27 protein-coding genes are annotated in these 25,499 nt (G+C 66.6%); 13 read left to right on the top strand and 14 right to left on the bottom strand.

The window, feature by feature from the left end; translation table 11 throughout:
• Window positions 1-11: 11 nt before the first annotated feature.
• Both ubiT and ubiV read right to left on the bottom strand, forming a co-directional pair.
• The gene (gene ubiT / locus N8I74_RS01405) at window positions 12-467 is read right to left on the bottom strand and encodes a ubiquinone anaerobic biosynthesis accessory factor UbiT (RefSeq protein ID WP_263125133.1); all 456 of its coding nucleotides are present in this window, start codon (window positions 465-467) and stop codon (window positions 12-14) included.
• A complete protein-coding gene (ubiV, locus tag N8I74_RS01400) occupies window positions 464-1,351 on the bottom strand; it encodes a ubiquinone anaerobic biosynthesis protein UbiV (protein ID WP_263125132.1) in 888 nt (295 codons plus the stop codon). The genes ubiT and ubiV overlap by 4 nt, the downstream gene beginning before the upstream one ends.
• 179 nt (window positions 1,352-1,530) lie before the next feature.
• Between ubiV and N8I74_RS01395 the strand changes: the two genes are divergently transcribed.
• Window positions 1,531-2,700 (top strand): HD-GYP domain-containing protein, encoded by a 1,170-nt coding sequence (locus N8I74_RS01395; RefSeq protein WP_263125131.1) that lies wholly within the window; start codon window positions 1,531-1,533, stop codon window positions 2,698-2,700.
• 29 nt (window positions 2,701-2,729) lie between these two features.
• Here the strand turns inward: N8I74_RS01395 and ubiU are convergent, their stop codons facing one another.
• Window positions 2,730-3,746: a ubiquinone anaerobic biosynthesis protein UbiU gene (ubiU, locus tag N8I74_RS01390; RefSeq protein WP_263125130.1), complete on the bottom strand. Its 1,017-nt coding sequence runs from the start codon at window positions 3,744-3,746 to the stop codon at window positions 2,730-2,732.
• A 228-nt stretch (window positions 3,747-3,974) separates the two neighbouring features.
• Here ubiU and gnd point away from each other — a divergent pair, with 228 nt between their 5' ends.
• Complete coding sequence (gnd, locus tag N8I74_RS01385) at window positions 3,975-4,886, top strand: phosphogluconate dehydrogenase (NAD(+)-dependent, decarboxylating) (protein WP_263125129.1); 912 nt, start codon at window positions 3,975-3,977, stop codon at window positions 4,884-4,886.
• A 72-nt stretch (window positions 4,887-4,958) separates the two neighbouring features.
• On the opposite strand, the gene N8I74_RS01380 is transcribed toward gnd, so the two are convergent.
• The gene (locus tag N8I74_RS01380; RefSeq protein WP_263125128.1) at window positions 4,959-5,903 is read right to left on the bottom strand and encodes a carbohydrate kinase family protein; all 945 of its coding nucleotides are present in this window, start codon (window positions 5,901-5,903) and stop codon (window positions 4,959-4,961) included.
• A 139-nt stretch (window positions 5,904-6,042) separates the two neighbouring features.
• Here N8I74_RS01380 and N8I74_RS01375 point away from each other — a divergent pair, with 139 nt between their 5' ends.
• From N8I74_RS01375 to N8I74_RS01365, 3 genes are all read left to right on the top strand, one after another.
• Window positions 6,043-7,179 (top strand): GGDEF domain-containing protein, encoded by a 1,137-nt coding sequence (locus tag N8I74_RS01375; protein ID WP_263125127.1) that lies wholly within the window; start codon window positions 6,043-6,045, stop codon window positions 7,177-7,179.
• A gap of 117 nt (window positions 7,180-7,296) precedes the next feature.
• Complete coding sequence (locus N8I74_RS01370) at window positions 7,297-8,562, top strand: O-acetylhomoserine aminocarboxypropyltransferase/cysteine synthase family protein (protein ID WP_263125126.1); 1,266 nt, start codon at window positions 7,297-7,299, stop codon at window positions 8,560-8,562.
• 213 nt (window positions 8,563-8,775) lie between these two features.
• On the top strand, window positions 8,776-9,675 hold the full coding sequence (locus tag N8I74_RS01365) for a Rossmann-like and DUF2520 domain-containing protein (protein ID WP_263125125.1): 900 nt from the start codon (window positions 8,776-8,778) through the stop codon (window positions 9,673-9,675).
• A 55-nt stretch (window positions 9,676-9,730) separates the two neighbouring features.
• Here the strand turns inward: N8I74_RS01365 and N8I74_RS01360 are convergent, their stop codons facing one another.
• The 4 genes from N8I74_RS01360 to N8I74_RS01345 all read right to left on the bottom strand — a co-directional run bounded on the left by N8I74_RS01360 (window position 9,731) and on the right by N8I74_RS01345 (window position 14,999).
• Window positions 9,731-10,795: a hypothetical protein gene (locus tag N8I74_RS01360; protein ID WP_263125124.1), complete on the bottom strand. Its 1,065-nt coding sequence runs from the start codon at window positions 10,793-10,795 to the stop codon at window positions 9,731-9,733.
• Window positions 10,792-11,520 (bottom strand): pseudouridine synthase, encoded by a 729-nt coding sequence (locus tag N8I74_RS01355; protein WP_263125123.1) that lies wholly within the window; start codon window positions 11,518-11,520, stop codon window positions 10,792-10,794. Before N8I74_RS01355 ends, N8I74_RS01360 begins: the two co-directional genes overlap by 4 nt.
• Before the next feature lie 106 nt (window positions 11,521-11,626).
• Window positions 11,627-13,603 carry a glycoside hydrolase family 19 protein gene (locus N8I74_RS01350; RefSeq protein WP_408611851.1) on the bottom strand — a complete coding sequence of 659 codons (1,977 nt, stop codon included), beginning with the start codon at window positions 13,601-13,603 and terminating at the stop codon, window positions 11,627-11,629.
• Between the two features lie 289 nt (window positions 13,604-13,892).
• Window positions 13,893-14,999 (bottom strand): carbohydrate-binding protein, encoded by a 1,107-nt coding sequence (locus N8I74_RS01345; RefSeq protein ID WP_263125122.1) that lies wholly within the window; start codon window positions 14,997-14,999, stop codon window positions 13,893-13,895.
• Between the two features lie 218 nt (window positions 15,000-15,217).
• Here N8I74_RS01345 and rlmH point away from each other — a divergent pair, with 218 nt between their 5' ends.
• The 3 genes from rlmH (at window position 15,218) to N8I74_RS01330 (ending at window position 17,326) form a co-directional block, all read left to right on the top strand.
• Window positions 15,218-15,688, top strand: coding sequence for a 23S rRNA (pseudouridine(1915)-N(3))-methyltransferase RlmH (rlmH, locus tag N8I74_RS01340; protein WP_263125121.1), 471 nt, complete (start codon window positions 15,218-15,220; stop codon window positions 15,686-15,688).
• Between the two features lie 163 nt (window positions 15,689-15,851).
• Window positions 15,852-16,436, top strand: coding sequence for a Maf family protein (locus N8I74_RS01335; RefSeq protein WP_263125120.1), 585 nt, complete (start codon window positions 15,852-15,854; stop codon window positions 16,434-16,436).
• A 98-nt stretch (window positions 16,437-16,534) separates the two neighbouring features.
• Complete coding sequence (locus N8I74_RS01330) at window positions 16,535-17,326, top strand: YiiX/YebB-like N1pC/P60 family cysteine hydrolase (RefSeq protein ID WP_263125119.1); 792 nt, start codon at window positions 16,535-16,537, stop codon at window positions 17,324-17,326.
• Window positions 17,327-17,396: 70 nt separating this feature from the next.
• On the opposite strand, the gene N8I74_RS01325 is transcribed toward N8I74_RS01330, so the two are convergent.
• From N8I74_RS01325 to N8I74_RS01305, 5 genes are all read right to left on the bottom strand, one after another.
• Window positions 17,397-18,149, bottom strand: coding sequence for an NYN domain-containing protein (locus tag N8I74_RS01325; RefSeq protein ID WP_263125118.1), 753 nt, complete (start codon window positions 18,147-18,149; stop codon window positions 17,397-17,399).
• Between the two features lie 10 nt (window positions 18,150-18,159).
• Complete coding sequence (gene ruvA, locus N8I74_RS01320; RefSeq protein ID WP_263125117.1) at window positions 18,160-18,759, bottom strand: Holliday junction branch migration protein RuvA; 600 nt, start codon at window positions 18,757-18,759, stop codon at window positions 18,160-18,162.
• Window positions 18,760-18,853: 94 nt separating this feature from the next.
• A complete protein-coding gene (locus N8I74_RS01315) occupies window positions 18,854-19,135 on the bottom strand; it encodes a TFIIB-type zinc ribbon-containing protein (protein ID WP_263125116.1) in 282 nt (93 codons plus the stop codon).
• Between the two features lie 113 nt (window positions 19,136-19,248).
• Window positions 19,249-19,773, bottom strand: a complete 525-nt coding sequence (ruvC, locus tag N8I74_RS01310; protein ID WP_263125115.1) for a crossover junction endodeoxyribonuclease RuvC — start codon at window positions 19,771-19,773, stop codon at window positions 19,249-19,251.
• Complete coding sequence (locus N8I74_RS01305) at window positions 19,773-20,597, bottom strand: energy transducer TonB family protein (RefSeq protein WP_263125114.1); 825 nt, start codon at window positions 20,595-20,597, stop codon at window positions 19,773-19,775. The genes ruvC and N8I74_RS01305 overlap by 1 nt, the downstream gene beginning before the upstream one ends.
• A 154-nt stretch (window positions 20,598-20,751) precedes the next feature.
• Here N8I74_RS01305 and N8I74_RS01300 point away from each other — a divergent pair, with 154 nt between their 5' ends.
• The 4 genes from N8I74_RS01300 (at window position 20,752) to aroG (ending at window position 23,313) form a co-directional block, all read left to right on the top strand.
• Window positions 20,752-21,132, top strand: coding sequence for a c-type cytochrome (locus N8I74_RS01300; protein ID WP_263125113.1), 381 nt, complete (start codon window positions 20,752-20,754; stop codon window positions 21,130-21,132).
• Window positions 21,133-21,286: 154 nt separating this feature from the next.
• Window positions 21,287-21,703, top strand: a complete 417-nt coding sequence (gene dksA / locus N8I74_RS01295) for an RNA polymerase-binding protein DksA (RefSeq protein ID WP_263125112.1) — start codon at window positions 21,287-21,289, stop codon at window positions 21,701-21,703.
• Window positions 21,704-21,717: 14 nt separating this feature from the next.
• Complete coding sequence (locus tag N8I74_RS01290; protein WP_263125110.1) at window positions 21,718-22,140, top strand: Fur family transcriptional regulator; 423 nt, start codon at window positions 21,718-21,720, stop codon at window positions 22,138-22,140.
• A gap of 93 nt (window positions 22,141-22,233) precedes the next feature.
• Entirely contained in the window at window positions 22,234-23,313 is a 1,080-nt protein-coding gene (aroG, locus tag N8I74_RS01285; protein ID WP_263125108.1) for a 3-deoxy-7-phosphoheptulonate synthase AroG, read from the top strand.
• Between the two features lie 159 nt (window positions 23,314-23,472).
• Here aroG and N8I74_RS01280 read toward each other — a convergent pair whose 3' ends face one another.
• Window positions 23,473-23,958, bottom strand: coding sequence for a biotin/lipoyl-containing protein (locus N8I74_RS01280; RefSeq protein ID WP_263125107.1), 486 nt, complete (start codon window positions 23,956-23,958; stop codon window positions 23,473-23,475).
• 190 nt (window positions 23,959-24,148) lie between these two features.
• Between N8I74_RS01280 and N8I74_RS01275 the strand changes: the two genes are divergently transcribed.
• Window positions 24,149-25,498: a bifunctional enoyl-CoA hydratase/phosphate acetyltransferase gene (locus N8I74_RS01275; RefSeq protein ID WP_263125105.1), complete on the top strand. Its 1,350-nt coding sequence runs from the start codon at window positions 24,149-24,151 to the stop codon at window positions 25,496-25,498.
• Window position 25,499: the final 1 nt, after the last annotated feature.

The following is a 25,499-nucleotide window of genomic DNA, read 5'->3' as shown; positions in this document are numbered from 1 at the left end:
TCCCGGTGCGCTCAGCGGGTGCCGCCCGCCCATGGGGGATGCCTGAGCAAGTGCTGCAGCGGCGCCGGCAGCCGGGCCAGCGCGTAGGACCAGTCGGTGGCATCCAGCAGATTCTTCAGCTGCAGGCCCAGTTCGGTGTCGCCCTCGATGCGTAGCCGGCGTTGGAAGAACAGCGTATCGGGGTCCTCGCGGCGCAGCGCCATCGCCCAGTAGTCGGCCGCTGCCGCCGCGAAACCCACGTCGCCCTGGCCGCGGCCAGGGCCGAAGCGTCGGCCGTCGAAACGCAGCGTCACCCCGTAGCCAGTGTCCAGCAATGCCAGCCGCAGGGAGCGCCCCGCCAGCCAGCTGAAATCCTCGTCGGGCCAGAGCCGGTGCCGCAGCAGGTTGAGCAGCTGCGCGCAGGCGCAGGCCGGCGGGGTTTCGGGCAGCAGCGCCAGCAGCCGCGATGGCAAGGTTGCGCGCGTCATGCCGATACCCCCTGCGGTGTGGCAATGCCGGCGGTGCCGCGCCAGTAGCCGTCCACTAACCCTTCGGGATGCCAGCGTGCCCAGTCGGGCTCGGTTGCCACTCCGGCCAGCCGGTCGGCGTAGGCAGCGACGATCTCGCCGGTATGGGCCGCCTGCGGGCTGATGCGCAGCGCATCGATCGGCAGCGCGGCAAGTCGGGGCAGGTGGGGCCATACCGTGTGGCAGGCGGCCGACTGGGTCTGGATGCCGTTCAACCGCAGGAAGGGCTGGCCTTCGCGGGTATCCAGCGGCAATCCATCCGGATGCGCCAGGCATTTGAACTCGCAGTTGTCCTTGTTCAGCCCGTAATGCCGGGCGGTGAAGCAGCGCGCAGAGAAGGCGAGCGGCAGCCGGCCGTGGGCGAAGATCTCGGTTTCGATCCGGCATTGCCTTTCCGCCATGACCGCCGCGATGGCATCGTGCCCCAGCTCCAGCGGCGGCAGCCAGCGCACTGCGCCGGCCGCGGCCATCCAGTCGAGCGTGGGGCCGTTGTAGATGTTCAGATGCGGTCCTGCCACGAACGGGACACCCGCGCTGCGCGCCACCTGCACCGCCCCCAGATCGTTGGCTTCCAGCAGATGGCCGCTGGTTGCCAGCCGCGACAGCCCGTTCAGGTCGCTGGCCGATTCCAGCAATGCTTGGCTGGACAGCACCGGCGTCTTGCCGGCGGCCTTGACGTCGGCGGCCAGTGCCAGCCAATCGACCAGGCGCAATTCATGGCGGCGCGCGCACACCGCCTCACCCAGGTAGACGGTATCGAGTGGCCATTGCAGGGCCGCCTCGTAGAACGCCAGGATCTGCGCGCGGGGCCAATAGTACAGTAAGGGACCAAGAGTCAGTTTCACGTTCGGCTCCTGAGAAGGGCGGGGCGGATCGACCGGATATCGGCTGAACGCGACTGGCTATCGCGTGGTTTTGTCTGGATTGCCGCGTTGTTGCCCGCTGCTCGTATGATGTAAGAAAAATCAGGTATTGATGCGATTGTTGGTGTTGTGCATGCGATAAAAATTACAACGGAGGGGCCATGGCATCGTATTCGCGGGTCCGTTGCACCGATGTGCAGCTCGGGCAGGCGCTGCCCTGGGACGTATTCGACGGCAAGGGCCTGCTGCTGCTGTCGCGGGGACAACGGGTGGGCAGCGAGGCGCAGCTGGCGCGGTTGCTGGAGATCGGCGTCTATGCCGACAGCGAGGCGCTGGCCCGCACCCGCAACGCGCCGCAGCGCGAACGCCTCATCCCCGGCTCGGCCCGGCCGCCATCGGTGCTGGCCATGCTGGATGCGGCACAGCAGCGGCTGGAGCAGCTGCTGCAGAATCCCACTCCGTGGATACAGGCACGGCGCCTGGAAGCCGAGGTGATGCAGCTTGCCGCCCTGGTCGAGAACGCCAGCCGGTGCGATCCGAATGTGGCACTGGCGCGTGTGCTGCTGCGCCAGGACGGCCGCTACCCGGCGCGTCACATGGTCAATGTGGCAGTGGTGGCCCGGCTGGCGGCCGTCTCGATGGCGCTGCCGCCCGAAACGGTGCGCGCCGTGGTCTGTGCCGCCCTGACCATGAATGTGACGATGGCCAGCCTGCAGGACACCTTGCAGCAGCAGCGCGGACCGTTGTCGCCGGCGCAGCGGCAGGGGCTGCAGCGCCATCCCGAGGAGGCCCACGCGCTGCTGCAGCGCGCCGGTGTGACCGATCCGGTGTGGCTGGGGGCGGTGCTGCAGCATCACGAGCGCAGCGACGGCAGTGGCTATCCGGCCGGCCTGTGCGGCGAGGCGATCAGTCCGGCGGCACACCTGCTGGCGCTGGCCGATCTCTTTTGCGCCCAGGTGACCCCATCGGCCTACCGGCAGACGGCACTGCCCAACGTGGTGTTGCGCAGCATCCTGCTGGCGCGCGGCAAGGATGTCGACCTGCTGGCGGCCGGGTATTTCATCAAGACGCTCGGCGTCTACCCGCCGGGGCAACTGGTCCGGCTGGCCAATGGCGAAGTGGGCGTGGTGGCCAAGCATGGCAGCAAGGCGAGCTGTCCACTGGTGGCCAGCCTGATCGGTCCGCGCGGCGCACCGTTGTCGTTGGTGCTGCGGCGCGATACCGCCGAGGCCTTGTATGCGATCCGCGAGGCGGTCGATGCCGATCGCTTCGGCGCGTTCATCCGGCCCGAAGCCGTCTGGGGCGATACCGCGCGCAGCATCGACGCCTGAGCGATGTGACGCCGTAAAGGCCGGCCGTATCATCGCCATGGCCGGCTGTAGGCCCCGAGTGTCTGCTGCTGGCCTTCCGAAAGCGGGTCCAGTGTGTGGCACCAGGCGCGGGCGACTGAATATCCGGGCCGTGCCGCCGCGTCGAGCGCCGCACGCAGCGTGGCGGTGACCGCGCCGACATAGGCGGGGCTGCGCTGCCGGCCTTCCACCTTGATCGCGGCCACGCCGATGCGCATCAGCTCGGGCAGCAGCGCGAGGGTGTTCAGGCTGGTCGGCTCCTCAAGCGCGTAGTAGGTGGCGTCGCCGACATTGAAGCGTCCCTTGCACAGCGTGGGATAGCCGGCGCTCTCGTCCGGGGCGAAACGGTCGATCAGGATGCCGTTCAGGCGTGCCTGCGTGGTCTGGCCCTGGTTTTCCCAGCGTACGTGGCTTGCCGGCGAGCAGACCCCGTGCAGATTGGGCGCCTCGCCGGTGGCGTAGCTCGACAGCAGGCAACGCCCCTCGGCCATCACGCACAGGCTGCCGAAGCCGAACACCTCGATGTCCACCGGCACCGCCGCCTTGGCGAGCGCCTCGATCACCTGCGCCACCTGCTGCAGCGTGAGGACCCGCGGCAGGACCGCGCGGCGCACGCCGAAGCATTCGTGGGCCATCTTGATCGCCGCCGCGTTGGTGGCGGAGCCCTGCACCGACAGATGCAGCCGCAACTGCGGCCAGGTGCGGCTGGCGTAGGCCATCAGGCCGGGGTCGGCGAGCAGCACCGCGTCGGCGCCAAGGGCGGCTGCATCGTCGATCGCCTGTCGCCACAGCCCGCTCCGGCCGGCCTGGGCATAGGTGTTGATCGCCACCAGCAGCTCGCGCCCATGCCGCCTGGCATAGGCCAGCCCCTCCTTCAGCTGTCCCTCGCCGAAGTTGAGCCCGGCGAAGTTGCGCGCATTGGTGGCATTGCGAAACCCGACATAGACCGCATCGGCGCCGTGATCGACCGCCGTTTTCAGCGCGGGCAGGCTGCCCGCCGGACAAACAAGCTTCAATGGTGCGCCCACGCGCGCCTCCCTGGCAGGATGAGTCGGGCGAGCTTAGTGCGACGCGGACGGGCCCGCCTTGCGGCTGGTCAAGGCGGCGCTCGTAGGTAGTCGTTTTCCACTACGGAGCGGCAGCGATGCCATAATTCCCCATGGTCAGTCGCGTCCGTTGCGGACAAAGTGCGGGCCGTGATGGCAGGCGGTTGCAAGGCCGGCCTGCGCCAACGCTATCGACGAGGAATCCAGTACATGAATATCGCGATCATCGGTCTGGGCAAGATGGGCGGCAACATGGCGCGGCGGCTTGCCCGCGGCGGCGCCAAGGTGTTCGGTTTCGACCTGAGCGACCAGACGCGTGCGCAACTTGCGGCGGAAGAGCCCAATTTCACCGGATTCGATTCGGTGGCCACGCTGGTGGCCAATCTGCCGCAGCCGCGGGTGGTATGGATGATGCTGCCGGCGGGCGAGATCAGCGAGGCCACGCTGGCCGAGCTGAAGACGCTGCTGGTGCCGGGCGATCTGATCGTCGACGGTGCCAATGCCAACTACAAGGACAGCCAGCGCCATGGTGCGGAGCTGGCGGCACTGGGGCTGCGCTTTGTCGATGCCGGCGTCTCCGGCGGGGTATGGGGGTTGGCCAACGGCTACACCATCATGTTCGGCGGCGAGCGCGAAGCGGCGGCGCAGGTCGAGCCCTTCGTCAGACTGCTGGCGCCGGCGCCCGATCGTGGCTGGCTGCATTGCGGGCCGGCCGGCGCGGGCCACTACACCAAGATGGTCCACAACGGCATCGAATACGGCATGATGCAGGCGTTCGCCGAAGGGTTCGCCATGCTCAAGGCCAAGGAGGAGTTCGGGCTCGATATCGCGCAGATCAGCGAACTGTGGCGCCACGGTTCGGTGATCCGGTCCTGGCTGCTCGACCTGATCGCCGGCACGCTGTCCGAGGACGCCGAGCTGAAGGACCTGCAGGCCTATGTGCCCGATTCGGGCGAAGGGCGCTGGACCGTGGTGGAATCGATCGAGCTCGGGGTGCCCACGCCGGTGATCGCCCAGGCGCTCTACGCGCGCTTTGCCAGCCGCGGCAACGACGATTTCGCGATGAAGCTGCTGTCGATGATGCGCAACGCCTTTGGCGGCCATGCCGTCGCCAAACACTGACAGGCCATTGCTGCAGAGCGTGAACAAAAAGGCCGCGGTGATCGCGGCCTTTTGTATCGGCGCAGTGCGCGACTAGCCGTTGGGCAGTGCCTGGCCGAAGGCGGCGGCGTAGCGTACGGCCAGCCCCTCGCGTGTGAACGTGTGGTTCTGCGGGCCGCGGTGCTCGATCTTGATCGAGCCCAGCAGTGAGGCGAGCTGCCCGGTGGTCTGCCAATCCCAGCCACGCTTGATGCCATACAGCAGCCCCGCGCGGAAGGCGTCGCCGCAGCCGGTCGGGTCCAGCAGCTGCGCCGGCGACACCGGTGCAATGGCATGCACCACGCCGTCAGCGTGGATGCGCGCGCCGTCAGCGCCGAGCGTCACGATCAGCGCCTTGACCCGGCAGGCCAGCGCCGCCAGCGGCAGGCCCGTCTTCTGCTGCACCAGCTCCGCCTCGTAATCGTTGCAGGCAAGGTAGTCGGCGGCGTCGATCATTTGCAGCAACTCGTCCCCGCTGAACATCGGCAACCCCTGCCCGGGATCGAATATGAAAGGAATACCTGCATCGGCGAGTTGCCGGCAGTGTTCCTGCATCCCCTGCTTACCATCGGGCGATACGATGGCCAGTGCCACCGGCGCCGTGGCGTCTTCGATCCGGTTCAGATGCGCCAGCCCCATCGCGCCGGGATGGAAGGCGTTGATCTGGTTGTCGTCCAGGTCGGTCGTGATGAAGCACTGGCCGGTGAACTGCTCCGGCAGCTCGCGGATGGCGGCGCGCGAGATGCCCAGTTGATCCAGCCACGCCGCGTAAGGCCCGAAGTCGCTGCCGACCGTGGCCATGATCAGCGGCTCGTCGCCTAAGGCCTTGAGGGTATAGGCAATATTGCCTGCACAGCCCCCGAATTCGCGGCGCATCTCGGGCACCAGGAACGAGATCGAGAGCATATGGATCTGCTCGGGCAGGATGTGATTCTTGAAACGATCCGGGAACACCATGATGGTGTCGTAGGCCATCGATCCGCAGATCAGCGTGGTCATGCTTTGTCTCCATGGGTATGCGTGTACTGAACCATGCCACTCGTCAGAGCTGGCGACCGAACAGACCTTCCAGATGCCACGCTATTTACGCGTGTGTTAAGCTGAATGTTGTCCGAAAACTTACAAATCAATCGAAGCAATGGGTTTATCCTTCCCCCTGACGGTTGCGGTCCTGCTCGGGGTATTGACACTGCTGGCCACCGGCAGCCTGGCACTGCTTGCCCTGGGTCACCGCGAGCGCGGGCTTGGCATGCTCGCCTGTGGCGCATTATCGGGGTTTTGCGCCGCCGTGGCGCAAGCTGCAAGCGCAGACCTGACGGCTCTGGCGTCGTGGCTGGTCGCGGATACGCTGCTGCTTGTCGGCGGCCGTCTGTACCTTGGCCAATCACCGCGCTACCTGACCACGCTGCCGTGGCCGTCACTGGCGCTGGCCTTCGCGCTGTACGGGCAGTTCGAGCTGCAATCCGAGGCGTTGCAGGTGCTGTGTTTTGCGGTATCGGTGCTGCCACTGGCGCTGATGCACGTCAGTTCGCTGATGCCGCGCGTGGTGGAAGAGCGTTGGGCCGCGCCGCGCCAGCTGTTCGCCGTGGCCCATATCCTGCACGCCGCCTACTGGCTGGCCGTGGCGCTCGCCTGGCTGATGGGTTCGCCGGCGGTGTGGGCACGCCTGCCGGTGGCCTACCTGCCGCTGGGCATCATGGTATTGCTGTGCGGGCTGACCTGGCCGCAGCTGGTCAGCCAGCGGCTGCGTTCACGCATTTCGCGGCTGGCACGCTTTGATGCGCTGACCGGCGCGCTCAACCGTCGGGGACTGGAGGAGGTGGCGATCCGCGAATTGCGGCGGGTGCGCAAGCACCACGGTCACCTCGGTCTGCTGTTGATCGACCTGGACCGCTTCCGCACCCTCAACGCCCGCTATGGTCACGGCGCCGGGGATGCCGCGCTGCGTGCCTGTGCCGATGCGGTGCGCGAGCAGATGGGCCGCTCGGACTATTTCGGCCGGGTCGGTGGCGAGGAGTTCTGCATCGTGGCACCCGGGCTGACCCAGGAGCAGCTTGATCTGATGCTGGCAGGCGTGCGCCACGCGGTGCACGAACTCGAGGTGGAGTACGACGACCTGTTGATCCGCTTCTCGGCCAGTGCCAGCCTCGCGGTCTACGGACAGGATGGGGCCGACTTCGACGCGTTGTTCCGCGTGGCGGCCAAGCGCATCTCGCAGGAGAAAAAGGGCCCGATCGCATTCGCCGACACCGGGCCGCATGCCGCAGCGGCGTGATACCGGGTTTGACAAATAACAGCTGGTTCTAAAAATCTGCCGGTATATCCCTTGTTGTTCGGATTGGCGTGGTGCTAGATTCGCCGACGTCTTTGCCGTTCATTCAGGAGGATGCAGATGAAGTTCGATACGCTCGCGATCCACGCCGGCTATGGTCCGGACCCGACCACGAAGGCGGTGGCGGTGCCGATCTACCAGACCACCAGCTATGCCTTCGATGACACCCAGCACGGTGCCGACCTCTTCGACCTGAAGGTGCAGGGCAACATCTACACCCGGATCATGAATCCGACCAGCGCCGTGCTGGAGCAGCGCGTGGCCGCACTGGAAGGCGGCATCGGCGGTCTGGCGCTGGCGTCGGGGCAGGCGGCGATCACCTATGCCATCCTCACCATCGCCGAAGCGGGCGACAACATCATCGCCACCAGCACGCTCTATGGCGGCACCTACAACCTGTTTGCGCATACGCTGCCGCAGTACGGCATCGAGGTGCGCTTCGTCGACTACCGCGATCCGCAGGCGGCGGCCGGGCTGATCGATGCGCGCACCAAGGCGGTGTACTGCGAATCGATCGGCAATCCACTTGGCAATGTGGTCGACTTTGCCGCCTTTGCCGAGGTGGCGCATGCCGGCGGCGTGCCGCTGATCGTCGACAACACGGTGCCCACGCCTTACCTCACGCGGCCGTTCGAGCATGGCGCGGACATCGTGGTGCATTCGCTGACCAAATACATCGGCGGACACGGCAACAGCATCGGCGGCCTTATCGTCGACTCCGGCAGGTTTCCCTGGGCCGAGCACAAGGCGCGTTTCCGCCGGCTGAACGAGCCGGACGTGAGCTATCACGGCGTGGTCTACACCGAGGCACTGGGCGAGGCCGCTTTCATTGCCCGGGCGCGGGTGGTGCCGCTGCGCAACATGGGCGCGGCGATCAGCCCGTTCAATTCCTTCCTGATCCTGCAGGGGCTGGAAACGCTGGCGCTGCGCATGGACCGGCACGTGGAGAATGCGCTCAAGGTGGCGCAGTTCCTGCAAGGCCATGCCAATGTGGCGTGGGTGAACTACGCCGGCCTGCCCGACCACGAATCGCGTCCGCTGGTGGACAAGTATTTCGGTGGCAAGGCATCCGGCCTGCTCACCTTTGGCGTCAAGGGTGGCCGCGAAGCCGGCGCGCGTTTCCAGGACAAGCTGCAGCTGGTGACCCGCCTCGTGAACATCGGCGACGCCAAGAGCCTGGCCTGCCATCCGGCCAGCACCACCCACCGCCAGCTCTCGCCGGAGGAGCTGAAAAAAGCCGGTGTCAGCGAGGACATGGTGCGCCTGTCGATCGGCATCGAGCACATCGACGACATCCTGGCCGATCTGGAACAGGCGCTGGGCTGATCCGGCTGCAAAACCTTAAAAAGCGGAACCCCGCGTCTTGAAACACAGAGCGCGCTGAGCACACCGGGCCTCGCAGAGAAAACCAAGGACACGGGAGCCCGAAGAAGTGCGAAGGTACGGTGCGGCGCATGCCAATGCACCGCTCTCTTCTGTTTTGTGGGCTTTGTGGTTCAGGATTTGGGGTTCCACCCTGCTTACCCATTCCACTTCCCCATGCTGCTCAACCTGATCGGCGCCGGCCGCCTTGGCCGGACCCTCGCCCGTGCCTGGCGCGATGCGGGGTGTTGTGAAATCGGGGCGGTGCTGTGCCGCGACGCCGCCCATGCACGTGCGGCTGTCGGATTCATCGGTGCCGGCCAACCCATGACCGGGCTGACCGGTCTGCCGACGGCCGGGCTCTGGCTGATCGCCACGCCGGACAATGCCATTGCGCAGGTGGCCGGTGCACTGGCGCAGGCTGGCGGCCCGTGCGCGGCCGACCTGGTGTTTCATGCCAGCGGCGTGCTCGATGCCGGCGTGCTCGCGCCCTTGGCGCGCCAAGGCGCGACGTGCGGCAGCCTGCATCCCGCCCTCAGCTTTGCCGAGCCGCAGCGGGCCCTGGGGGACCTGCCGGGCACGGCCTGGGCAGTGGAGGGCGATCCCGCCGCGCTGCCACGGCTGGAAGCCCTGGCGCTGGCACTCGGTGGGCTGCCGTTCCGCCTGGCGCCCGGCGGCAAGGCCGCCTATCACGCGGCCACGGTGGTGGCGTCGAACTATCTGGTCACACTGAACGTGCTGGCGCAGCAACTCGCGGTGCAAGCCGGGCTGGACGCCGGCACCGCGGCCGCAGTGCTCGGCCCCTTGATGCGCCGGACACTGGACAACGTGCTGGCGCTCGGCCCGGCCGCCGCGCTGACCGGCCCCATCGCCCGTGGCGACGGCGCCACTGTCGCGCGTCACCTGGCTGTCATCGACGATATGCGGCTTGACGCGGCCTACCGCACCCTTGGCCTTGCCACATTGCCGTTGACAGCGCTGCCCGCCGAAAGCCGGGAAGCCCTGGCGGGATTGTTGAAGTTGAATACAGAGGCTACGGAGAACACCGAGGCTCGCCGGGAACATCCCCAGGCTTGAGTCTGCGCTTGGTTTTCCCTGTGCCCTGCGTGTCTCAAGGTCCGGCCTTCAGCATTCAGCCTTCCAGCGGCCTCACGGCCGCGGCGAGCCGGCCGTTGTCGGCCAGCTCGGCGAACTCCTCGCCGATGCGCCGGCCGGCGGCGAGTGCTGCGCGCCAATGGGCGATGCGCTCGGCGTCGCGGCCGGCATAGCGCAGGAAATCCCTGCGGTCCGGAATACGGCGTGCCGGCAGGCTGGCGATGAGCTCGGGTGTCGGTGCCAGCACCACGGTGCGCGACAGGTGCTGCGCGCGGCGCCAGGGCAGGAATTTGTCCAGCCAGCCCGGCGTCACTGTGGCCACGAAGTGCGGCAGCAGCACCAGTCCTGGCGGTTCGGCCAGCGGCAGGTCCATGTGGTAGTCGATCAGGCCGCCGTCCAGATGGTAGCCGGCGGGTGCGCCCGGCAGGGCCGGTACCCCGGCGATCACACCGGGAATCGCGGCGGTGGCCATCAAGGCCGGTGCCACGCCGGCAGCATCGAGCGGTACCGCATGCGCGCCCAGTCCATCGTCCAGCAACTGCACCGGTGCTTCGCCGGTATGCAGCACCGTGCGGGTCAGATGCCGCCCCAGATGCCGCCGTGCCATCACATTGGCAAAGGCCGCGCGAGCCAGTGCCAGCTTTTCGCGCACACTGCCACTGCCGTCGATGCCGGCCACGGCGCGCGCGACGATCACATTCAGCCGTAGCCACGGGTGGGCGACGATCTGTGCGGCGCCGTCATCGCCCAACACGGCATCCAGAATGCGCCGCGCCTCACGGGTGATCTCGTGCATGCCGTCGTTGCGGCCATAGCGCTGCACCTCGACATAAGCATGGTTGAAGCGGTCGAGGGCGGCGAGCGGGTCCTGCTGTGCCGCGGCTGCGAGCCGCCATGCGCCGATCGATGCGCCCACCGCCGTCAACGGCTGGCTGCGCCCGGCCAGCCAGTGGCCGAACAGCACCCGGTCGAGCCCTTCCAGTATCAGCCATTTCGCACCGCCCGCCGCTGCGCCCAGATGGCTGAACTGCGCCGGGTGCATGCCTTGCTCGCGGATCTGCGCCAGCGCCTGCGGCCCGGCCAGGATCTGCAGTGCTTTCATCCCACGGTATCGGCCTGGCCAAGCCGTGCCAATTGCGCCTGATCGAGGTGGCACCATTGCCCTTCGGCCAGTTCAAGCTCGGCCAGCGACAACTGGCCGATCCGGGTACGCGTCAACGCCGCGCAATGGTTGCCTGCCGCGGCCAGCATGCGTTTGACCTGATGGTATTTGCCCTGGTCCAGCGCGATCTCGATGGTGAGTGGGTCCAGCAGCGAGGCGGCCAGCGCGGCGATGGGGGCTTTTTCGTCGATCAGCTGCACGCCGTCGAGCAATTGCTGCACCAATCCGGCGTCGGCCGGATGGGCCAGCGTGGCCTGATAGACCTTGGGCTGGTGCCGTTTCGGGTGCGATTGGGCGTGGATGAAGTCGCCGTCGTCCGACAGCAGCAACAGGCCGGTGGTGTCATGGTCGAGCCGGCCGACCGGCTGCACCTCCCGCCAGGTGAATTGTTCGGGCAGCAGCGTATGTATGCCGGGATGGTGACTCGGCTTGCGGCTGCATTCGTAGCCGGGCGGCTTGTTCAATGCGAGGTAGAGGTGCGCGCGATAGGCCCACGGCTCACCGAACACGGTGAATGCCAACCCTTCGGGCTGGAATTCGGTCTGCCAGCGGGTGACGACGGTGCCATCCACCGCCACCTCGCCGCCCTCGATCAGCGCACGGCAGCCCTTGCGCGTGCCAAAGCCCTGACTTTGCAGGATGCGGTCCAACGAAAGTGTCTTCATGGCCGCGACTTTACCGCGTAGCGCGGATGGTGGGCCACGGCAGCATACGGCGCAGACGAAAAACGGCGGCCCGTGAGGGCCGCCGTGGATCGACAGGCGCAGCGGCTTATTTGGTGTTGTCGATCACCACCTGGCCGTTGTGCACCACCTTGCCGCGGAACATGTAGTCGACGCAGGCCTTGTAGTCGCCCGGCACTGCCAGCGAGAACGGCATCTGGTAGTCGACCAGTTGGCAGGCCCAGCTCACGCCACCCGGATTGTTCGGGTTGTAGCCCCAGGCCTTGTCCAGGTAGGTCTTGGTCGCTGCCGCCGAGCCGGACTGGAAGCCCTTCATGTTGGCGCAACCCAGCGCTTCGTTGGCCGGGATGGTCACGCCCAGTTCACGGGCGAACTCCACGTAGGCCGCGATGCGGTTCTGCGATTGCTGCACTTCGCCGCCCTTACCGCACTCGATGCCACCGTTGATGATGAAGGTGGTGGCACCGAAGCCCGGGGTCATGCCGTTGGCCAGGTCGACCGCGTTGGGCGTCCAGGTGCCGTCGATCACCCAGGTCATCGGCGGCTTGGGCGACTGCGGATAGACCGCGAACCAGATCGCCGAGGCGAAGTTGAGCCAGGTGTCGGCCACGCGTGCCGGGTTGTCCAGCAGCACGTTGACATCGCCGTAGAGCGACTTGCTGAAAGGACCGTAGTTGTAGTTCCACGACAGCTGCTTGGAGCCGCGGCCGAAATAGTCGATGAACTGGCCCGAACCGTTCTGTCCGCACGGATAGAAGATCGAGAAGATCGAGCCGCCGGCACCGCGGAAGCAGTCCTGATAGGCGCCGGTGGCCGAGCCTTCGTTCATGCCCGACTCGCGCAGGTACCACAGCGCCTGGCGGTACTTGGGAATCGCCTCGTTCTGCGGCAAGCCGGCCAGCACCGGGTTGTTGTGATCGGCATAGGTGCGCGCGGTCGCCGGGGTCAGCGCCGGCCAGTTGGCGCCGGTCTCCTGCGTGAAGTGGGCGAACGAGGTTGCCAGCAGCTTGCGGCAGATCGCGTCGGCGTCACGGCCGTCGCTGTAGTTGTCGCAATAGGCCGGGAATTTGGCCACGCCGCGCAGGAAGTTGGTGTAGGTGTAGTTGATGTGACGCACCGGGAAGAAGTGGTCGAAGCGCGTCTCACCCAGCAGGCGCTCCACGCGCTTGACGTTGTCCGGGTTGGCGGCACGGCCGGGTACCACCGCTTCGACCTGCGTGTCCGGCAGCACGCGCAGTGCGGCGCGGATGCGGGCGATGGCCTGCGCATCGGTACCTGCCTGGGCGGCAAGTGCGTTCTCGGCCGCCGTGAATTGCGCATCGCTCGGATAGCCTGCCGGGGCCGCGATATAGGTGATCTGCGGCTTGTACGGCGCCGGTGCCGGCGTGACCGGAGTCGGTGTGGGTGTCGGCGTAGGTGTCGGTGTCGGTGTCGGTGTCGGAGTCGGAGTCGGAGTCGGAGTCGGAGTCGGTGTGGGCGTCGGCGTAGGTGTTGGGGTCGGCGTCGGCGTGCCACCGCATGAACCGATCACCTTCCAGACCCCCCATGCCCCGGATTGCGCCGGGTTGTCGCCCTGGGTCCACCATTTCGCTTCGTACAGGGTGCCGTTGTAGGCCACGCGTTGGCCGCCGGTGTAGGCCGTGCCTGCGTTCCAGGCGGGAGAGCAGCCGGTCGGGGGTGGCGTGGGGGTGCTGACCACCGGGGTGGGCGTCGGAGCCGGTGTCGGCGTGACGGCAGGGGTCGGTGTCACCGGGGTCGGTGTGGGAGTGGTTGGGGTCGGCGTCGGGGCCGGGGTGGGGGTTGGGTTGCCGCTGGTGGACCCCAGGTCCTTCCACAGCGTCGGCGTGCCGGCGGGGTTCCAGTTGGTGCCGACGTAGGCGGTATGGGTGGACAACGCCTCGTAGTCCCGGCCGTTGAACGTGGTCTTGGTACCGGCGGTATAGGTCGAACCCTCTTGCCATGCCGGGTAGGCATAGGCGGAAGAGGCACTCATCATCACAGGCCCGAACGTGCCGAATGCAATCAGGCACGCCGCGCCAAGCTTGCGCATGCGCAGGGTTTTCATCGCTCCATCCTTCTTTTGGCTTTTAATTGATTCGCCGATAACGATATCGGCGGTAGCGCCATCATAACGCACACTTGTAAGAAAGCGACGCCGATGGTGTCACCGGCCATGCCGCGCTCCCATTGCCCCGCAACGGCCTCGTGCACGCACAAGCATTGCATGCAGCGGGTTGCGAGGGACAAATGCCGGGCCGCAGCGCAGGCATCACCGTGATGCCCGACGTTTGTCTCCGACGATAGGCTGGCACGGGTGAAGGCGCCGCAGCACTGCTTCACCCGTCGCCGCGGTCTCAGGCCGGGGCCTGACTGCCGGGAACGACCACGTCCACGGTCCCCTCGCTGTCCAGGCAGCGTGATGCATCCTGGTTGCACAGCTTGAGCCGGTAGCGGTAGGTGCCCGGCACCACGCCATCGATGCGTCCGCTGCCGCCGTAGGTGGCGATGCCGTTGGCAAAGTCGTCGGCCACATAGATGAGGCTGCTGGACAACACCACGTTCGCCTGCGCGTCCAGGATGTACCAGCGTGCCGGCGCCACGCCACCCAGTTGGCGGCCGTCGAGCTTCCAGTCAAAGAGCACGGTGGCAGCGCTGGCCGAGGCCTGCCATTGGAATGGGGCAACCGTACCGGGCGGCAGTGTGGGGGTCGGCGTGGGGGTTGGCGGCCGGTAGGGGGGCGGGCATTCGCCGATCCTGCGCCAGGGACTGGCGGGATTGGCCGGATCGGGGCGCTCCCCCTGTGTCCACCACCGCGCCTCGTAAAGAATGCCTTCCAGGCAGATGCGCTGGCCACCGAGATAGGCCTGCCCGGGCTGCCATTGCGGCACGGCGACCGGCGTCGGTGTGGGGGTGGGCGTCGGGGTGAGCGGGGTCGGCGTGGGCGGCGGCGGCGGGGTGGGCGTGCCGCCCGATTCGCAGACCGACGCACCGGATTGCCGCCAGTATGCGGTACCCGTGGGCGGCGCATTGCCAGCGTCCGAGACGTGCGGTTGCAGCGCCGCATAATTGTCGATGCACTGTCCGCGCGGCGGGTAGGGCCGGGTGATGCTGACGCAGACGCCGCTGCCGTAGGACACGCCGGCCTGCCAACGTGGCGCGAAGTTCGGGAATTGCGGGCACGGCACCGACGTTGGCACCGGGGTGAGCGTCGGGGTCGGCACCACCTGCCCCAGCGCGCGCCACAGTGTTGGCGTGGCGACCGGGTTCCAGTCGGCGCCGACGTGGGCGGTGTGCGTCAGCCGGGCTTCGTAATCCTGCCCGGCGTAGGTCACTTTGGCACCGGTGGCGTAGGTGGCGCCTTCCTGCCAGGCATCGTAGGCGTGGGCCAGCGACGCGGGACCGAACAGGCTCATCACGGCCGCGCATACGCCAGCCATCTTGCGTAAGTGCAATGTGTTCATCTCCATCCTCGATCTTGTTCTGGTTTGGTTGTCGTCGGCCGTGAACGGCCGTGCACCAAGCATAAGCAACGCGGATTCGGGCCGGATCGCCGTTGAGCGCTGACTTGACGACTGCCGTCGTTTGCCTTCCGGCCCGCGGCACGACGCCGCGCTGCTGCCAGCGGGCCCCGGAGGCGTGGTGGCGCGTGCTACATTGGCGCACTTTCGAGGGAGCGGGCATGAGGCTGATCGTGATCGCCGTCGGCCACAGGATGCCGGCGTGGATCGAGGCGGGATTCGCCGAGTACAGCAAACGCCTGCCGCGCGAGTTCGCGCTGACGCTGATCGAGCTCAAGCCGGACAAGCGCTCGGGTGGGCGGACAGCGCAGCAGGTGATGGCCGAGGAGGCAGTGCGCATCCTGGCAGCAATCCCGCAGCAGGCACGCGTACTCGCGCTGGATGAGCGCGGCGCCAACTGGAGCACGGCCAGGCTCGCCGACGCGATGAAGCAATGGCACGCCGACGGCCGCGACACCGTGTTCATCATCGGTGGTGCCGACGGATTGGACCCCAGTGTCAAGCAACGTGCCGATCAGCTGCTGCAGCTGTCGGCGCTGACGCTGCCGCACGGCCTGGTGCGGGTGCTGCTGGCCGAACAGCTGTACCGGGCGTACAGCATCCTGCATCACCACCCCTACCACCGCGAATAGCGTGCCGGCGCTGTCCCGCGTCCGTGCCGGTCCCGGCCGATGCCTGGTACGGATGGGCCTGTGCCCCGGGCCTTCGGTCGCCGTCCCGTCTGCACGCTGACGCGCGAACGTGCCACAACGGCCACGCGCGCTACAATTGCGCGCCCAGCCGATAGGAACGCCGATGGATCTCTACCTTGCCTCCGCCAGCCCGCGACGGCGCGAACTGCTCGCCCAACTGGGCGTCACCTTCGAGCGCATCACCGCGCCGGTCGATGAAACGCCGTTGCTCGACGAGGACCCGCACGGCTATGTGCTGCGCCTGGCCCGTGCCAAGGCCCAGGCTGGCTGGCTGGCGGTGCTGGCGCAGGAGCGCGACCCGCGTCCCGTCCTGGCGGCCGATACCACCGTGGTGCTCGACGGCGGGATCCTGGGCAAGCCGGACGATGCCGGGCATGCACATGCGATGCTCAAGCGGCTGTCCGGCAGCACCCATGTGGTGCTGACCGCACTGGCCGTCGCCGAGCAGGACCGTGTGGAAACCGTGTTGTCCGAAAGCCGGGTCACCTTTGCCGTGCTGACCGATGCGCAGATCGCCGCCTACGTGGCGAGCGGCGAGCCGCTGGACAAGGCCGGTGCCTATGGCATCCAGGGCCGGGCCGGCCTGTTCGTGACCCGGCTGGACGGCAGCTACACCGGTGTGATGGGGCTGCCACTGTATGAGACCGCGGCGTTGCTCGCCCGTTATGGGCTGGGAGCGCTGGCCTGAAGCGGCCTGCCTGCGCGACAGTGGCTGCGACGCGTGCGGCGCAGGGCCCGGTTGCGATAAGCTCGCCGGCGACAGTCCGGTCATCCATGGAGCAGGTTATGAAGGGGTTGGGACGCGTTCTGCTGTTGGTGCTGGTGGCGCTGGCCGGTTGTGCCACCCGGGTCGAGCCGGTGTCGGGGGCGGCAGCACCGGCACCGGTGCGCGTGGCATTCCAGCAGCCAGGGCTCAGCCCGAAGGATGGCGGGGCACTGGTCGATGCCGCCGCGCTGCTGCCCGGCGATATCCTGCTGTCGGCATCCAATGGCTTCACATCGGCCGGCATCCGCATGTTCACGCTGGCGCCGGTAAGTCACGCCGCACTGTATCTTGGGGATGGCGAGGTGGCCGAGGCGGTGGGCGAAGGCGTGCGGCTGCGCCGGCTGGACCGGTTGGTGCAGGAGGAGGCGGTGGTGGTCGCGTTCCGCCGCGAAGGTCTGGATGCCGCGCAGATCGGCGCGCTGCGCGATTTCGCGCATGCACAGCTCGGGCAGCGCTACGACTACGTGGGCGTACTGCTGCAGGCGCCGTTCTCGGTGCAGCGGCGACTCTGCGAACTGCCGCTGGTCTCGGCGACACTGCGCGAAGCGTGCTTGCGCGGCGTGGCGGCGATCCAGCTGGGCACGGTGGACAACGAGCGCTTCTTCTGCTCGCAGTTCGTGCTTGCCGCCTACCATGCCGCCGGCGCGCCGTTGACGAATGCCCACCCGCGCTGGATCAGCCCGGCGGACATCCTGCACATGCGCAAGGACGATGTCCCTTCGGTCAGGATCAATCAGGCGCTCGCCTATATCGGGCACCTGAAATTCCTGGAAACGATCGAGCTGCCCGACGCGCGCGTCGCCGTGCGCTAGCGCCGGCTTCCTGCGGCGCCATGACCGCGTGCCGGTGTGCCCGACATGCGGCCCCGGGCGCAAGCCTGGGTTACGCGCGCCTGCCGGGTTTGGCCTTGCCCTTGAGCCGCACCAGCCAGGCGCGTCCGCCGTTGCCGCTGCCAGGCTGCTGCAGCTCGAACCAGCCGGTGGCGCCGACCAGGCTGGACAGCTTGGGGTGGCCGTAGTTGCGTGAGTCGAAATCGGGATGCAGCTGGCCCAGCAGACTGCCGAGCGCACCCAGGTTGGCCCAGCCCTCGTCGTCCGAGAGCTGCTCGACTGCATCAGAGAGCAGGCGCTTGAGCCGGCGGTCCACCGGCAACAGCTGCCGGGCCTCGGACGGCGTGGGCACGGTGGCGCTTTCGCTTTCCTCATCGCCGACCGGCTGCAGGATCTCGACATAGATGAACTTGCTGCATGCCTTGACGAAGGCCTCGGGCGTCTTCTGTTCGCCAAAGCCCCACACCTGCACCCCATCCTCGCGCAGCCGCGTGGCAAGGCGGCTGAAGTCGCTGTCGCTGGAGATCAGGCAGAAGCTCTCGTAGCGCTGCGAATGCAGCAGATCCATCGCATCGATCACCATCGCGATGTCGGAAGCGTTCTTGCCCTTGGTGTTGGGAAACTGCTGCACCGGGTGGATGGCGAGCCGGGCGCAGATCTCGCGCCAGGCACGATCGTGCCGGCTGAAGTCGCCATAGACGCGCTTGAGCGCCAGGGTGCCAAGCTTGCCCGCTTCGTTGAGCACCTGTTCCATCCAGCCGGGCGAGACATTGTCGGCATCGATCAGTACTGCGACGTTGGCCATGGTCCGATCCTCACACCCGTGCCAGGCGCTTGAGCGCCAGCCGGATACCGTCCGAGACCTCGGTCCTGGCGGGCAGCGCCTTGACCGCGGCAGCGGCCTCGCGCTCGTTGTAGCCCAGCGCCAGCAGCGCATGCAGGATGTCGCTGCCCGCGCCGGGCGGGGCATCGACCGGGCGCAGCGGGGCGAGGTCGGGCGGCATGTTGGGCAGGCCGCCCAGCCTGCCCTTGAGTTCCAGTACCAGCCGCTCGGCAGTCTTCTTGCCGATGCCGGGCACCTTGGACAGCCGCGCCACATCCTCGCCCGCGATCGCCAGCGCCAACTCGTCGCTGGACAGACCGGACAGAATGGCCAGTGCGATCTTGGCGCCGATGCCGCTGATCTTGATCAGCTCGCGGAACAGATCGCGCTCGGCGCGCGTGGCAAAGCCATAGAGCAGCTGCGCATCCTCGCGCACCACCAGATGGGTGAACAGGACCACCCGCGCGTTCAGCTCGGGCAGCACGTAGAACGTGCTCATCGGCACGTCCAGCTCGTAGCCCACGCCGTGGGCGTCGAGCACGACGTGCGGCGGGTGTTTTTCCAGCAGGGTTCCGCTCAGGCGGCCGATCATGCTTGTTCCTTGTCGTCAAAACGGCGCCGCACCCCAAAGACAACGCGCCACGGTGGTTGCCGTGGCGCGCCGGGCCCGACCGCTTGGCGTGCGATCAGTCGAACAGCTCTTCCAGAAAGCTCTTCTTGCGGTACGGCTTGTGGCCCTTATGGTAGCCGTGATCCGAATAATGGGGTTGCGGCTGTTGCGGCGGATAGGGCTGGGCCGCAGCCGGTGCCGCAGGCTGTGGCGCCTGGTCGCGCGTGTTGCGCTCGATGATCTTGTCGAGCTCGCCACGGTCCAGCCAGACGCCGCGGCATTGCGGACAGTAGTCGATTTCCACGCCCTGGCGCTCGCTCATCACCAACTGGGCGGTCTTGCATACGGGACAATCCATGCTGCTCTCCTCACGGTTCGATGCACAACTAGACGCGCCGGCGCGCGCCGAGTTCCTTTGGTGCCTGCCGGCGCATCGGTCCGGCTTCGGTATGCAGGCCCGATCGGGCGTTCCTACGACAACCGCCCGCGCCGGATCGACAATCCGTGCTGTTGCAGCCGTCCGGCAATACCGCCGCTGTGCTGCGCATGCGCCAGCGCCACCGCCAGCGCGTCGGCCGCATCGGACTGGGGTGTTCCCGACAGGCGCAGCAGCCGCTGCACCATGTGGCTGACCTGATCCTTGTCGGCATGGCCGTTGCCGACCACTGCCTGCTTCACCTGCAGCGCGGTGTACTCGGCGATCGGCAGGCCCGCGGACACCAGCGCGGCCAGCACCGCCCCACGCGCCTGCCCCAGCATCAGGGTCGACTGCGGGTTGACGTTGACGAACACGATCTCGACCGCCGCCAGCTGCGGGCGGTAGGTGTCGACCACTTGCGCGATCCCGTCCAGCAGTGCCTTGACGCGTTCGGGCAGCGTCGCGCCCGGCGGCGTCTTGATGCAGCCGGAGGCGACGTAGCTGTGGGCCTGGCCAGCCAGATCGATGATGCCGAAACCGGTGACGCGCGAGCCTGGGTCGATGCCGAGGACGCGCATCAATCGTCGCCGAGGAAGCTGTCGCCCTTGCCGAACGTCCAGTGGCGGCTGATCCCGATGATGTCCGTGTCCTTGCGGATCTCGGGCGGGAAGGCGCCGTAGGGGGCGGCCTGTTTGACGATGCGCAGCGCCGCGGCGTCCAGCTCGGGGCTGCCCGACGATTTGCCGATCTCGGCACTGACCACATTGCCGGCGGCATCGATCTCGACGTCGAGCCGCAGGCGGCCATAGAGCTTGCGGCCGTGCCGGTCGGTGGGGTAGCTGAGGTTGCCAAGCCGCTCCACCTTCATCCGCCAGTCCTCGACATAGCGGGCGAAGCGCTGCTCCTTGGCGCGCGCGCCGATGAAGGTCTTGCGCGGCCGGGTCTGGTACGACTCCAGGCGCTTGCTCACCTGTGCGGCCAGCCCGGACAGCTCCCGTGCCTGGCGCCGCATCTCCTCCTGATCCAGGCCCTGCACCGCTTCACTCGTCGGGGCGTTCTGTGGGTCCTGCGGATTGAAGGTGCCGTCGTGCTTGAGCTCGGCCATCATCTGCTGGGTCTTCCGTTCGAGCTGCCTTTGCTTGCTTTGCGCCAGCTCCAGCTCGGTGGACGGCTGGGTCGAGGTGACCGGCAGCGGGCTTTTCACGCGTCGATTGAGCGCATCGGTATTGCCGCCCCCATCCAGGTTCACCTGGGCATCGACATCCGCCTTGGCCGGTGCGGTCTCGGTGCGCTGGTTGACCAGCACCACTTCCAGCGGCTGGCTGGAAAAGAGCTTGGCCGGATCGGGCATCACGAACTTGATGCCGAGGATCGGCGCCGCGTGCACCAGCACGGACAGCATGACCGCCGCTCCCATGAAAACTTGCCCGCGCTCCATCGCCAACTCTCTGAATCGACTGTTCTAGGAATCGGCAGAGTGTAGCATAGCCCTGTCATGCTCCCGTCCAGGTAGGGCGCAGCCGTCGTCCGCCAAGGGATGCATGGTCGCCGCGAGGATGGACAGTGTTGTTTGCCATGCCGACGGCGACTTGCATAATATGCGGTATGCCCTCATTTGTAAGAGAAGGTGTGTGATGCGTGTTCTTGGCTTGATGGTCCTGGCGCTTGCTGCAACCGGCAGCGCTGCGGCCGAAAATGGCGCGGCGGTGGCTGCGAAGTACAACTGTCTTGCCTGCCATGCGGTCGATCACAAGATCGTGGGGCCGTCGTACCGCGATATCGCCAAGAAATATCGTGGCCAGAAGGGCGCCGAGGCCGTGTTGATGGCCAAGGTCAGGCACGGCGGTGGCGGTGTCTGGGGCAAGATCCCGATGCCGCCGCAGCAGATCGGCGAAGCTGACCTGCGCACCATCGTCCGCTGGGTGCTTGCACAGTAAGGGTATCGTCTCGCTCCCGGTGGTCCGGTGGTAATTGCGCGTATTGCATGCCGCAAGTGAACTGATTAAGCTGCCTGCCCATTTGGCGGTGAAGGGTATTGTAAGCATTCGCCGCGTTGCGGCGAATATGGATGCCAAGAGAGCGAGTACGACGATGGCCAAACTCACGGAGCAAGACATCCTCAACTGGAACGGTCCGGAAGAGGATTACATGAACGCTGATCATCTGGCCTTCTTCAAAGAGCGGTTGCTCCAGATGAAGGCAGAGCTGCTGGCCAATGCCAGCCAGACCAGTCAGCATCTGCAGGAGCAGGAAGCGACGCCGGACCCGGCGGACCGCGCCACGTTGGAAGAGGAGTACGCGCTTGAGCTGCGTACCCGCGATCGTGAGCGCAAGCTGTTGCTCAAGATTGACTCGACCATCAAGAAGATCGACGACAACAATTACGGCTATTGCGAGGACACCGGTGAACCCATCGGCCTTGCGCGCCTGATGGCGCGGCCGACTGCTTCGCTGTCGCTGGAGGCCCAGGAGCGTCGCGAGCGGTTGAAGAAGCAGTACGCCGACTGACGGGATTGTCGTCGATGTCTGTCGTTGCCATCGAGGAAACCACCGCCACTGCACGGGCAATGGTTGCCCGGGCCGGCGCGCGCATCACGCCGTGGCGGGTGAAGGTGCTGGCGGTGCTGATGGCGGCGCATCGCCCGCTCTCCCACCTGGATGTGCTCGCGGAGCTGGAGAGCGGTGCCGACCGGGTGACTGTCTACCGGGTGCTCGAATGGCTGACCGAGGTGGGCCTGGCGCACAAGCTCTCCGGCGACGACCGGGTGTGGCGCTTCTCGGTGACCCCAGTGCCGCACAGCCATGCCCACTTCCACTGCCAGGTGTGCGGGCGCTTTTTCTGCCTCGAAGAGGTCAGTACCGACCTGCCGGTTTCCCTGCCGTCAGGTTTCGCCGCGCAGGCCCTGGAAATCACGGTCAAAGGCATTTGCGCCGACTGTCGTTAGGCGCTAATCTTGTTCCCTTGCTCAAAATAAATGCAGCGCATCGGCCGATCGAGCGGTTCGATCGCCGCCGCTGCCGTGCCATCAGGGAACACCATGCATTACCAGACCGACGACGTCCGTATCCACGAGATCAAGGAGCTGCTCCCGCCGATCGCCCTGCTCGAAAAATACCCGGTGACCGAAACCGCTTCGGCCGTCGCGTTCGAAACGCGTCAAGCGATCCATCATATCCTTGGCGGGCAGGACGACCGGTTGCTGGTGATCGTCGGGCCCTGTTCCATCCACGATACCGAAGCGGCGATGGAGTACGGCCGTCGGCTCAAGGGCCTGCGCGATCGCTACAAGGATCAGCTGGAAGTGGTGATGCGGGTGTACTTCGAGAAACCGCGTACCACTGTGGGCTGGAAAGGCCTGATCAACGATCCCTATCTGAACGGCAGCTTCAATATCAATGACGGCCTGCGCCTGGCGCGCAAGCTGCTGCTGGATCTGAACAATCTCGCGTTGCCGACTGCCGGCGAATTCCTGGACATGATCACGCCGCAGTATGTGGCGGATCTGATGAGCTGGGGCGCGATCGGCGCACGTACCACCGAATCACAGGTCCACCGCGAATTGTCGTCCGGCCTGTCGTGCCCGGTCGGCTTCAAGAACGGCACCGACGGCAACCTGCGCATCGCCATCGATGCGATCCGTGCGGCCAGCCAGCCCCACCATTTCCTGTCGGTCACCAAGTATGGCCATTCGGCCATTGTCTCAACCTCGGGCAACCCCGATTGCCATGTGATCCTGCGCGGCGGCAAGGAACCCAACTACGACGCCAACCATGTGCGCGCGGCCCAGGCCGACCTGGCGGCAGCAGGGCTGCCCGAGAAGGTGATGATCGACTTCAGCCACGCCAACAGCCGCAAGGACTACCGGCGCCAGGTCGAGGTGTGCAACGACGTCTGTGCCCAGATTTCGGCGGGCAACGATGGCATCGTCGGCGTGATGGTGGAGTCCCACCTGGTCGAGGGCCGCCAGGATCTGGTGGAAGGCAAGGGTCTTTGCTATGGCCAGTCGATCACCGACGGTTGCATCGGCTGGGAGGCCACCGAACAGCTGCTGGCCAACTTGGCCAACGCCGTTGCCGAGCGCCGCGCGTTCTCGCGGCTGGAAGCCACCACGGTCTGATCGCGCCCAGACGCCCGGGCCCGGGCGTCCGTGCCACCCGTGCATGCGCTTTTGGCCACAGGCACTGCTGTGGCGAGATCCGTGGCGCCCCGCCCTGCCTGAGCGTCGCTGTCGCACTGGGCATATCGCCAGCCTGAACCCGGATTGCTGTGGACGGGGCTAGCGCATCACGTTGCGGTTGGACAGCTGTCGCCGCACCCAGCCTTCAAGCGCCTCCTGGTCGATGATGCCGGACTGGTTGGGTGGCACCTCGGTCAGGTCCACACCCAGCCGCAAAGCCAGCTGAGCGGCAAAGCGCGTCACCTGCAGGATTTCCCCGCTGATGATGGGCGTGGCCACCGGCGCGGCGGCACAGGCGGCGGGCAGGCCATCCACCAGCGCCAGCCAGTCGTTGTCGGGTTCCTCGATCTCCATCATCAGCAACAGCTCGTCACTGTTCACCGTATCGCCCAGCGTCACGGCGAAGCTGCCTACTAGGCCGGCGCCCGGCGCGGGTACGACCACTTGCTGCCCATCATCAAGCGCAAGGCTGAGCAACGGCGCCTCGGCCTCGACCGCCTGCCCCGTGCTCACATGGAACGCACTCACGCCGGCCGGGGTCGGTAAAGTGGGGGCGCATATCAGATGCGTGGTCGTCTGTTTCATGCTGCAACTCGCTCCCTGTCGATGCGCTGCCGATGCTGTTATCGGTGAAAAAGCCAGAAAGGCGGCGTTGATCTTCGCCAAGATCGGTGGATGCTTCCGGGACTATGATGCAGCCTAGGTCAGTTCATTGCAGTGCAGCATGGCGCTTGTCCTGCCCGCCATGTCCGAGTGCATTGCCCAAGGAGTATCCATGGTTCACGAAAACATCCTGTTCAACGATATCCGTCCCGGCATGCGCTACGCACGCCAGCATACCGTCAAGGCCAACGATATCACGCTCTTCGGCATGATCGCCGGCTCGCGGGGGGACGGCGACCAACGCAGTGTACCGGCGTTGGGGGCCTTTCCGCTGTTCTCGTCGACCACCACCAATTTCTTCCCGGGCAATGGCTCCATCCTGGCCGGGCACGAGCTCAAATCGCATGACTGGATCAACGAAGGCGACACCTTGACCATCGAGCTGGAGGTGACCGAGAAGCACGAGGTCTCCAAGCAGGTGGTGATGCAATGCCGCTGCGAGAACCAGCATGGCCGCCTGGTGGCGTCGGGGCCGATCATCGTGGTGCCGCCGACCGAGAAGCGTCTGAACCGCTTTGACGAGCCGCCACAGCTGACGCTGCGTCTACACCATGTCTTCGCCGCGTTGCGTGCCAAGGCGGAAAAGCTGCCGCCGGTGCCCACCGCGGTGGTGCATCCGTGCGACCACGATTCGCTGCTGGGGGCGCTTGAAGCGGCCAAGGCCGGCCTGATCATTCCCATCCTGGTGGGGCCGGAGGGCAAGATACTCGGGGTTGCGGCAGCGGCCGGCGCCGATCTGACCGGTATCGAGATCGTCCACGCCGAACATAGCCATGAGGCGGCCGACAAGGCCGTTGCGCTATGCCGCACCGGCACGGCCAAGGCCCTGATGAAGGGCAGCCTGCACACTGACGAGATGATGCGGGCGGCAATGAACTCCAGCATCGGCCTGCGCAGTGGCAAGCGGGTCTCACATGTGTTCGTGATGGACGTGCCTGCCTATGGCCGGCCGCTGCTGGTGACCGATGCCGCGATCAACATCGCCCCGGATCTGGCGGCCAAGGTGGATATCACCCAGAACGCCATCAATCTTGCCCATATCCTGGGCATCGCGGAACCCAAGGTCGCCATCCTGTCCGCAGTCGAGACGGTGTACGAAAAGATCCCGTCCACGCTGGATGCGGCGCTGCTGTGCAAGATGGCCGACCGCGGCCAGATCCAGGGCGGCATCCTTGATGGACCGCTCGCGTTCGACAACGCGATCTCGATGGCGGCCGCCAAGACCAAGGGCATCCATTCGCCGGTGGCAGGCCAGGCCGACATCCTGGTGGTGCCTGACATCGAGGCCGGCAACATGCTGGCCAAGCAGATGAGTTATTTCGCCGGTGCCGATTCAGCCGGCATCGTGCTGGGAGCTCGGGTGCCCATCGTACTGACCAGCCGCGCGGACGATGTGAAGGCGCGTCTCGCATCCGCCGCCGTCATGGCGCTGGTGGCCAATGCCGGCGCAAAAGGGGAGTGAT

The sequence above is a fragment of the Chitiniphilus purpureus genome, from assembly GCF_025642115.1.
GTDB lineage: Bacteria > Pseudomonadota > Gammaproteobacteria > Burkholderiales > Chitinibacteraceae > Chitiniphilus > Chitiniphilus purpureus.
This window is presented reverse-complemented; position numbering and strand designations above follow the sequence as displayed.

Bases quoted from the DNA above. Each gene is read 5' to 3' on its own strand.
- ruvC (WP_263125115.1), bottom strand. From the start codon at position 19,773: ATGCGCGTCCTCGGCATCGACCCAGGCTCGCGCGTCACCGGTTTCGGC.
- N8I74_RS01365 (WP_263125125.1), top strand. From the start codon at position 8,776: ATGCTGCTCAACCTGATCGGCGCCGGCCGCCTTGGCCGGACCCTCGCC.
- N8I74_RS01350 (WP_408611851.1), bottom strand. From the start codon at position 13,603: ATGAAAACCCTGCGCATGCGCAAGCTTGGCGCGGCGTGCCTGATTGCA.
- ubiT (WP_263125133.1), bottom strand. From the start codon at position 467: ATGACGCGCGCAACCTTGCCATCGCGGCTGCTGGCGCTGCTGCCCGAA.
- N8I74_RS01370 (WP_263125126.1), top strand. From the start codon at position 7,297: ATGAAGTTCGATACGCTCGCGATCCACGCCGGCTATGGTCCGGACCCG.
- N8I74_RS01330 (WP_263125119.1), top strand. From the start codon at position 16,535: ATGAAGGGGTTGGGACGCGTTCTGCTGTTGGTGCTGGTGGCGCTGGCC.
- N8I74_RS01290 (WP_263125110.1), top strand. From the start codon at position 21,718: ATGTCTGTCGTTGCCATCGAGGAAACCACCGCCACTGCACGGGCAATG.
- rlmH (WP_263125121.1), top strand. From the start codon at position 15,218: ATGAGGCTGATCGTGATCGCCGTCGGCCACAGGATGCCGGCGTGGATC.
- aroG (WP_263125108.1), top strand. From the start codon at position 22,234: ATGCATTACCAGACCGACGACGTCCGTATCCACGAGATCAAGGAGCTG.
- N8I74_RS01360 (WP_263125124.1), bottom strand. From the start codon at position 10,795: ATGAAAGCACTGCAGATCCTGGCCGGGCCGCAGGCGCTGGCGCAGATC.
- N8I74_RS01380 (WP_263125128.1), bottom strand. From the start codon at position 5,903: ATGACCACGCTGATCTGCGGATCGATGGCCTACGACACCATCATGGTG.
- N8I74_RS01395 (WP_263125131.1), top strand. From the start codon at position 1,531: ATGGCATCGTATTCGCGGGTCCGTTGCACCGATGTGCAGCTCGGGCAG.
- ruvA (WP_263125117.1), bottom strand. From the start codon at position 18,759: ATGATCGGCCGCCTGAGCGGAACCCTGCTGGAAAAACACCCGCCGCAC.
- N8I74_RS01275 (WP_263125105.1), top strand. From the start codon at position 24,149: ATGGTTCACGAAAACATCCTGTTCAACGATATCCGTCCCGGCATGCGC.
- N8I74_RS01305 (WP_263125114.1), bottom strand. From the start codon at position 20,597: ATGCTGTCCGTGCTGGTGCACGCGGCGCCGATCCTCGGCATCAAGTTC.
- N8I74_RS01335 (WP_263125120.1), top strand. From the start codon at position 15,852: ATGGATCTCTACCTTGCCTCCGCCAGCCCGCGACGGCGCGAACTGCTC.
- N8I74_RS01325 (WP_263125118.1), bottom strand. From the start codon at position 18,149: ATGGCCAACGTCGCAGTACTGATCGATGCCGACAATGTCTCGCCCGGC.
- N8I74_RS01375 (WP_263125127.1), top strand. From the start codon at position 6,043: ATGGGTTTATCCTTCCCCCTGACGGTTGCGGTCCTGCTCGGGGTATTG.
- N8I74_RS01345 (WP_263125122.1), bottom strand. From the start codon at position 14,999: ATGAACACATTGCACTTACGCAAGATGGCTGGCGTATGCGCGGCCGTG.
- gnd (WP_263125129.1), top strand. From the start codon at position 3,975: ATGAATATCGCGATCATCGGTCTGGGCAAGATGGGCGGCAACATGGCG.
- N8I74_RS01315 (WP_263125116.1), bottom strand. From the start codon at position 19,135: ATGGATTGTCCCGTATGCAAGACCGCCCAGTTGGTGATGAGCGAGCGC.
- N8I74_RS01300 (WP_263125113.1), top strand. From the start codon at position 20,752: ATGGACAGTGTTGTTTGCCATGCCGACGGCGACTTGCATAATATGCGG.
- N8I74_RS01280 (WP_263125107.1), bottom strand. From the start codon at position 23,958: ATGAAACAGACGACCACGCATCTGATATGCGCCCCCACTTTACCGACC.
- N8I74_RS01355 (WP_263125123.1), bottom strand. From the start codon at position 11,520: ATGAAGACACTTTCGTTGGACCGCATCCTGCAAAGTCAGGGCTTTGGC.
- dksA (WP_263125112.1), top strand. From the start codon at position 21,287: ATGGCCAAACTCACGGAGCAAGACATCCTCAACTGGAACGGTCCGGAA.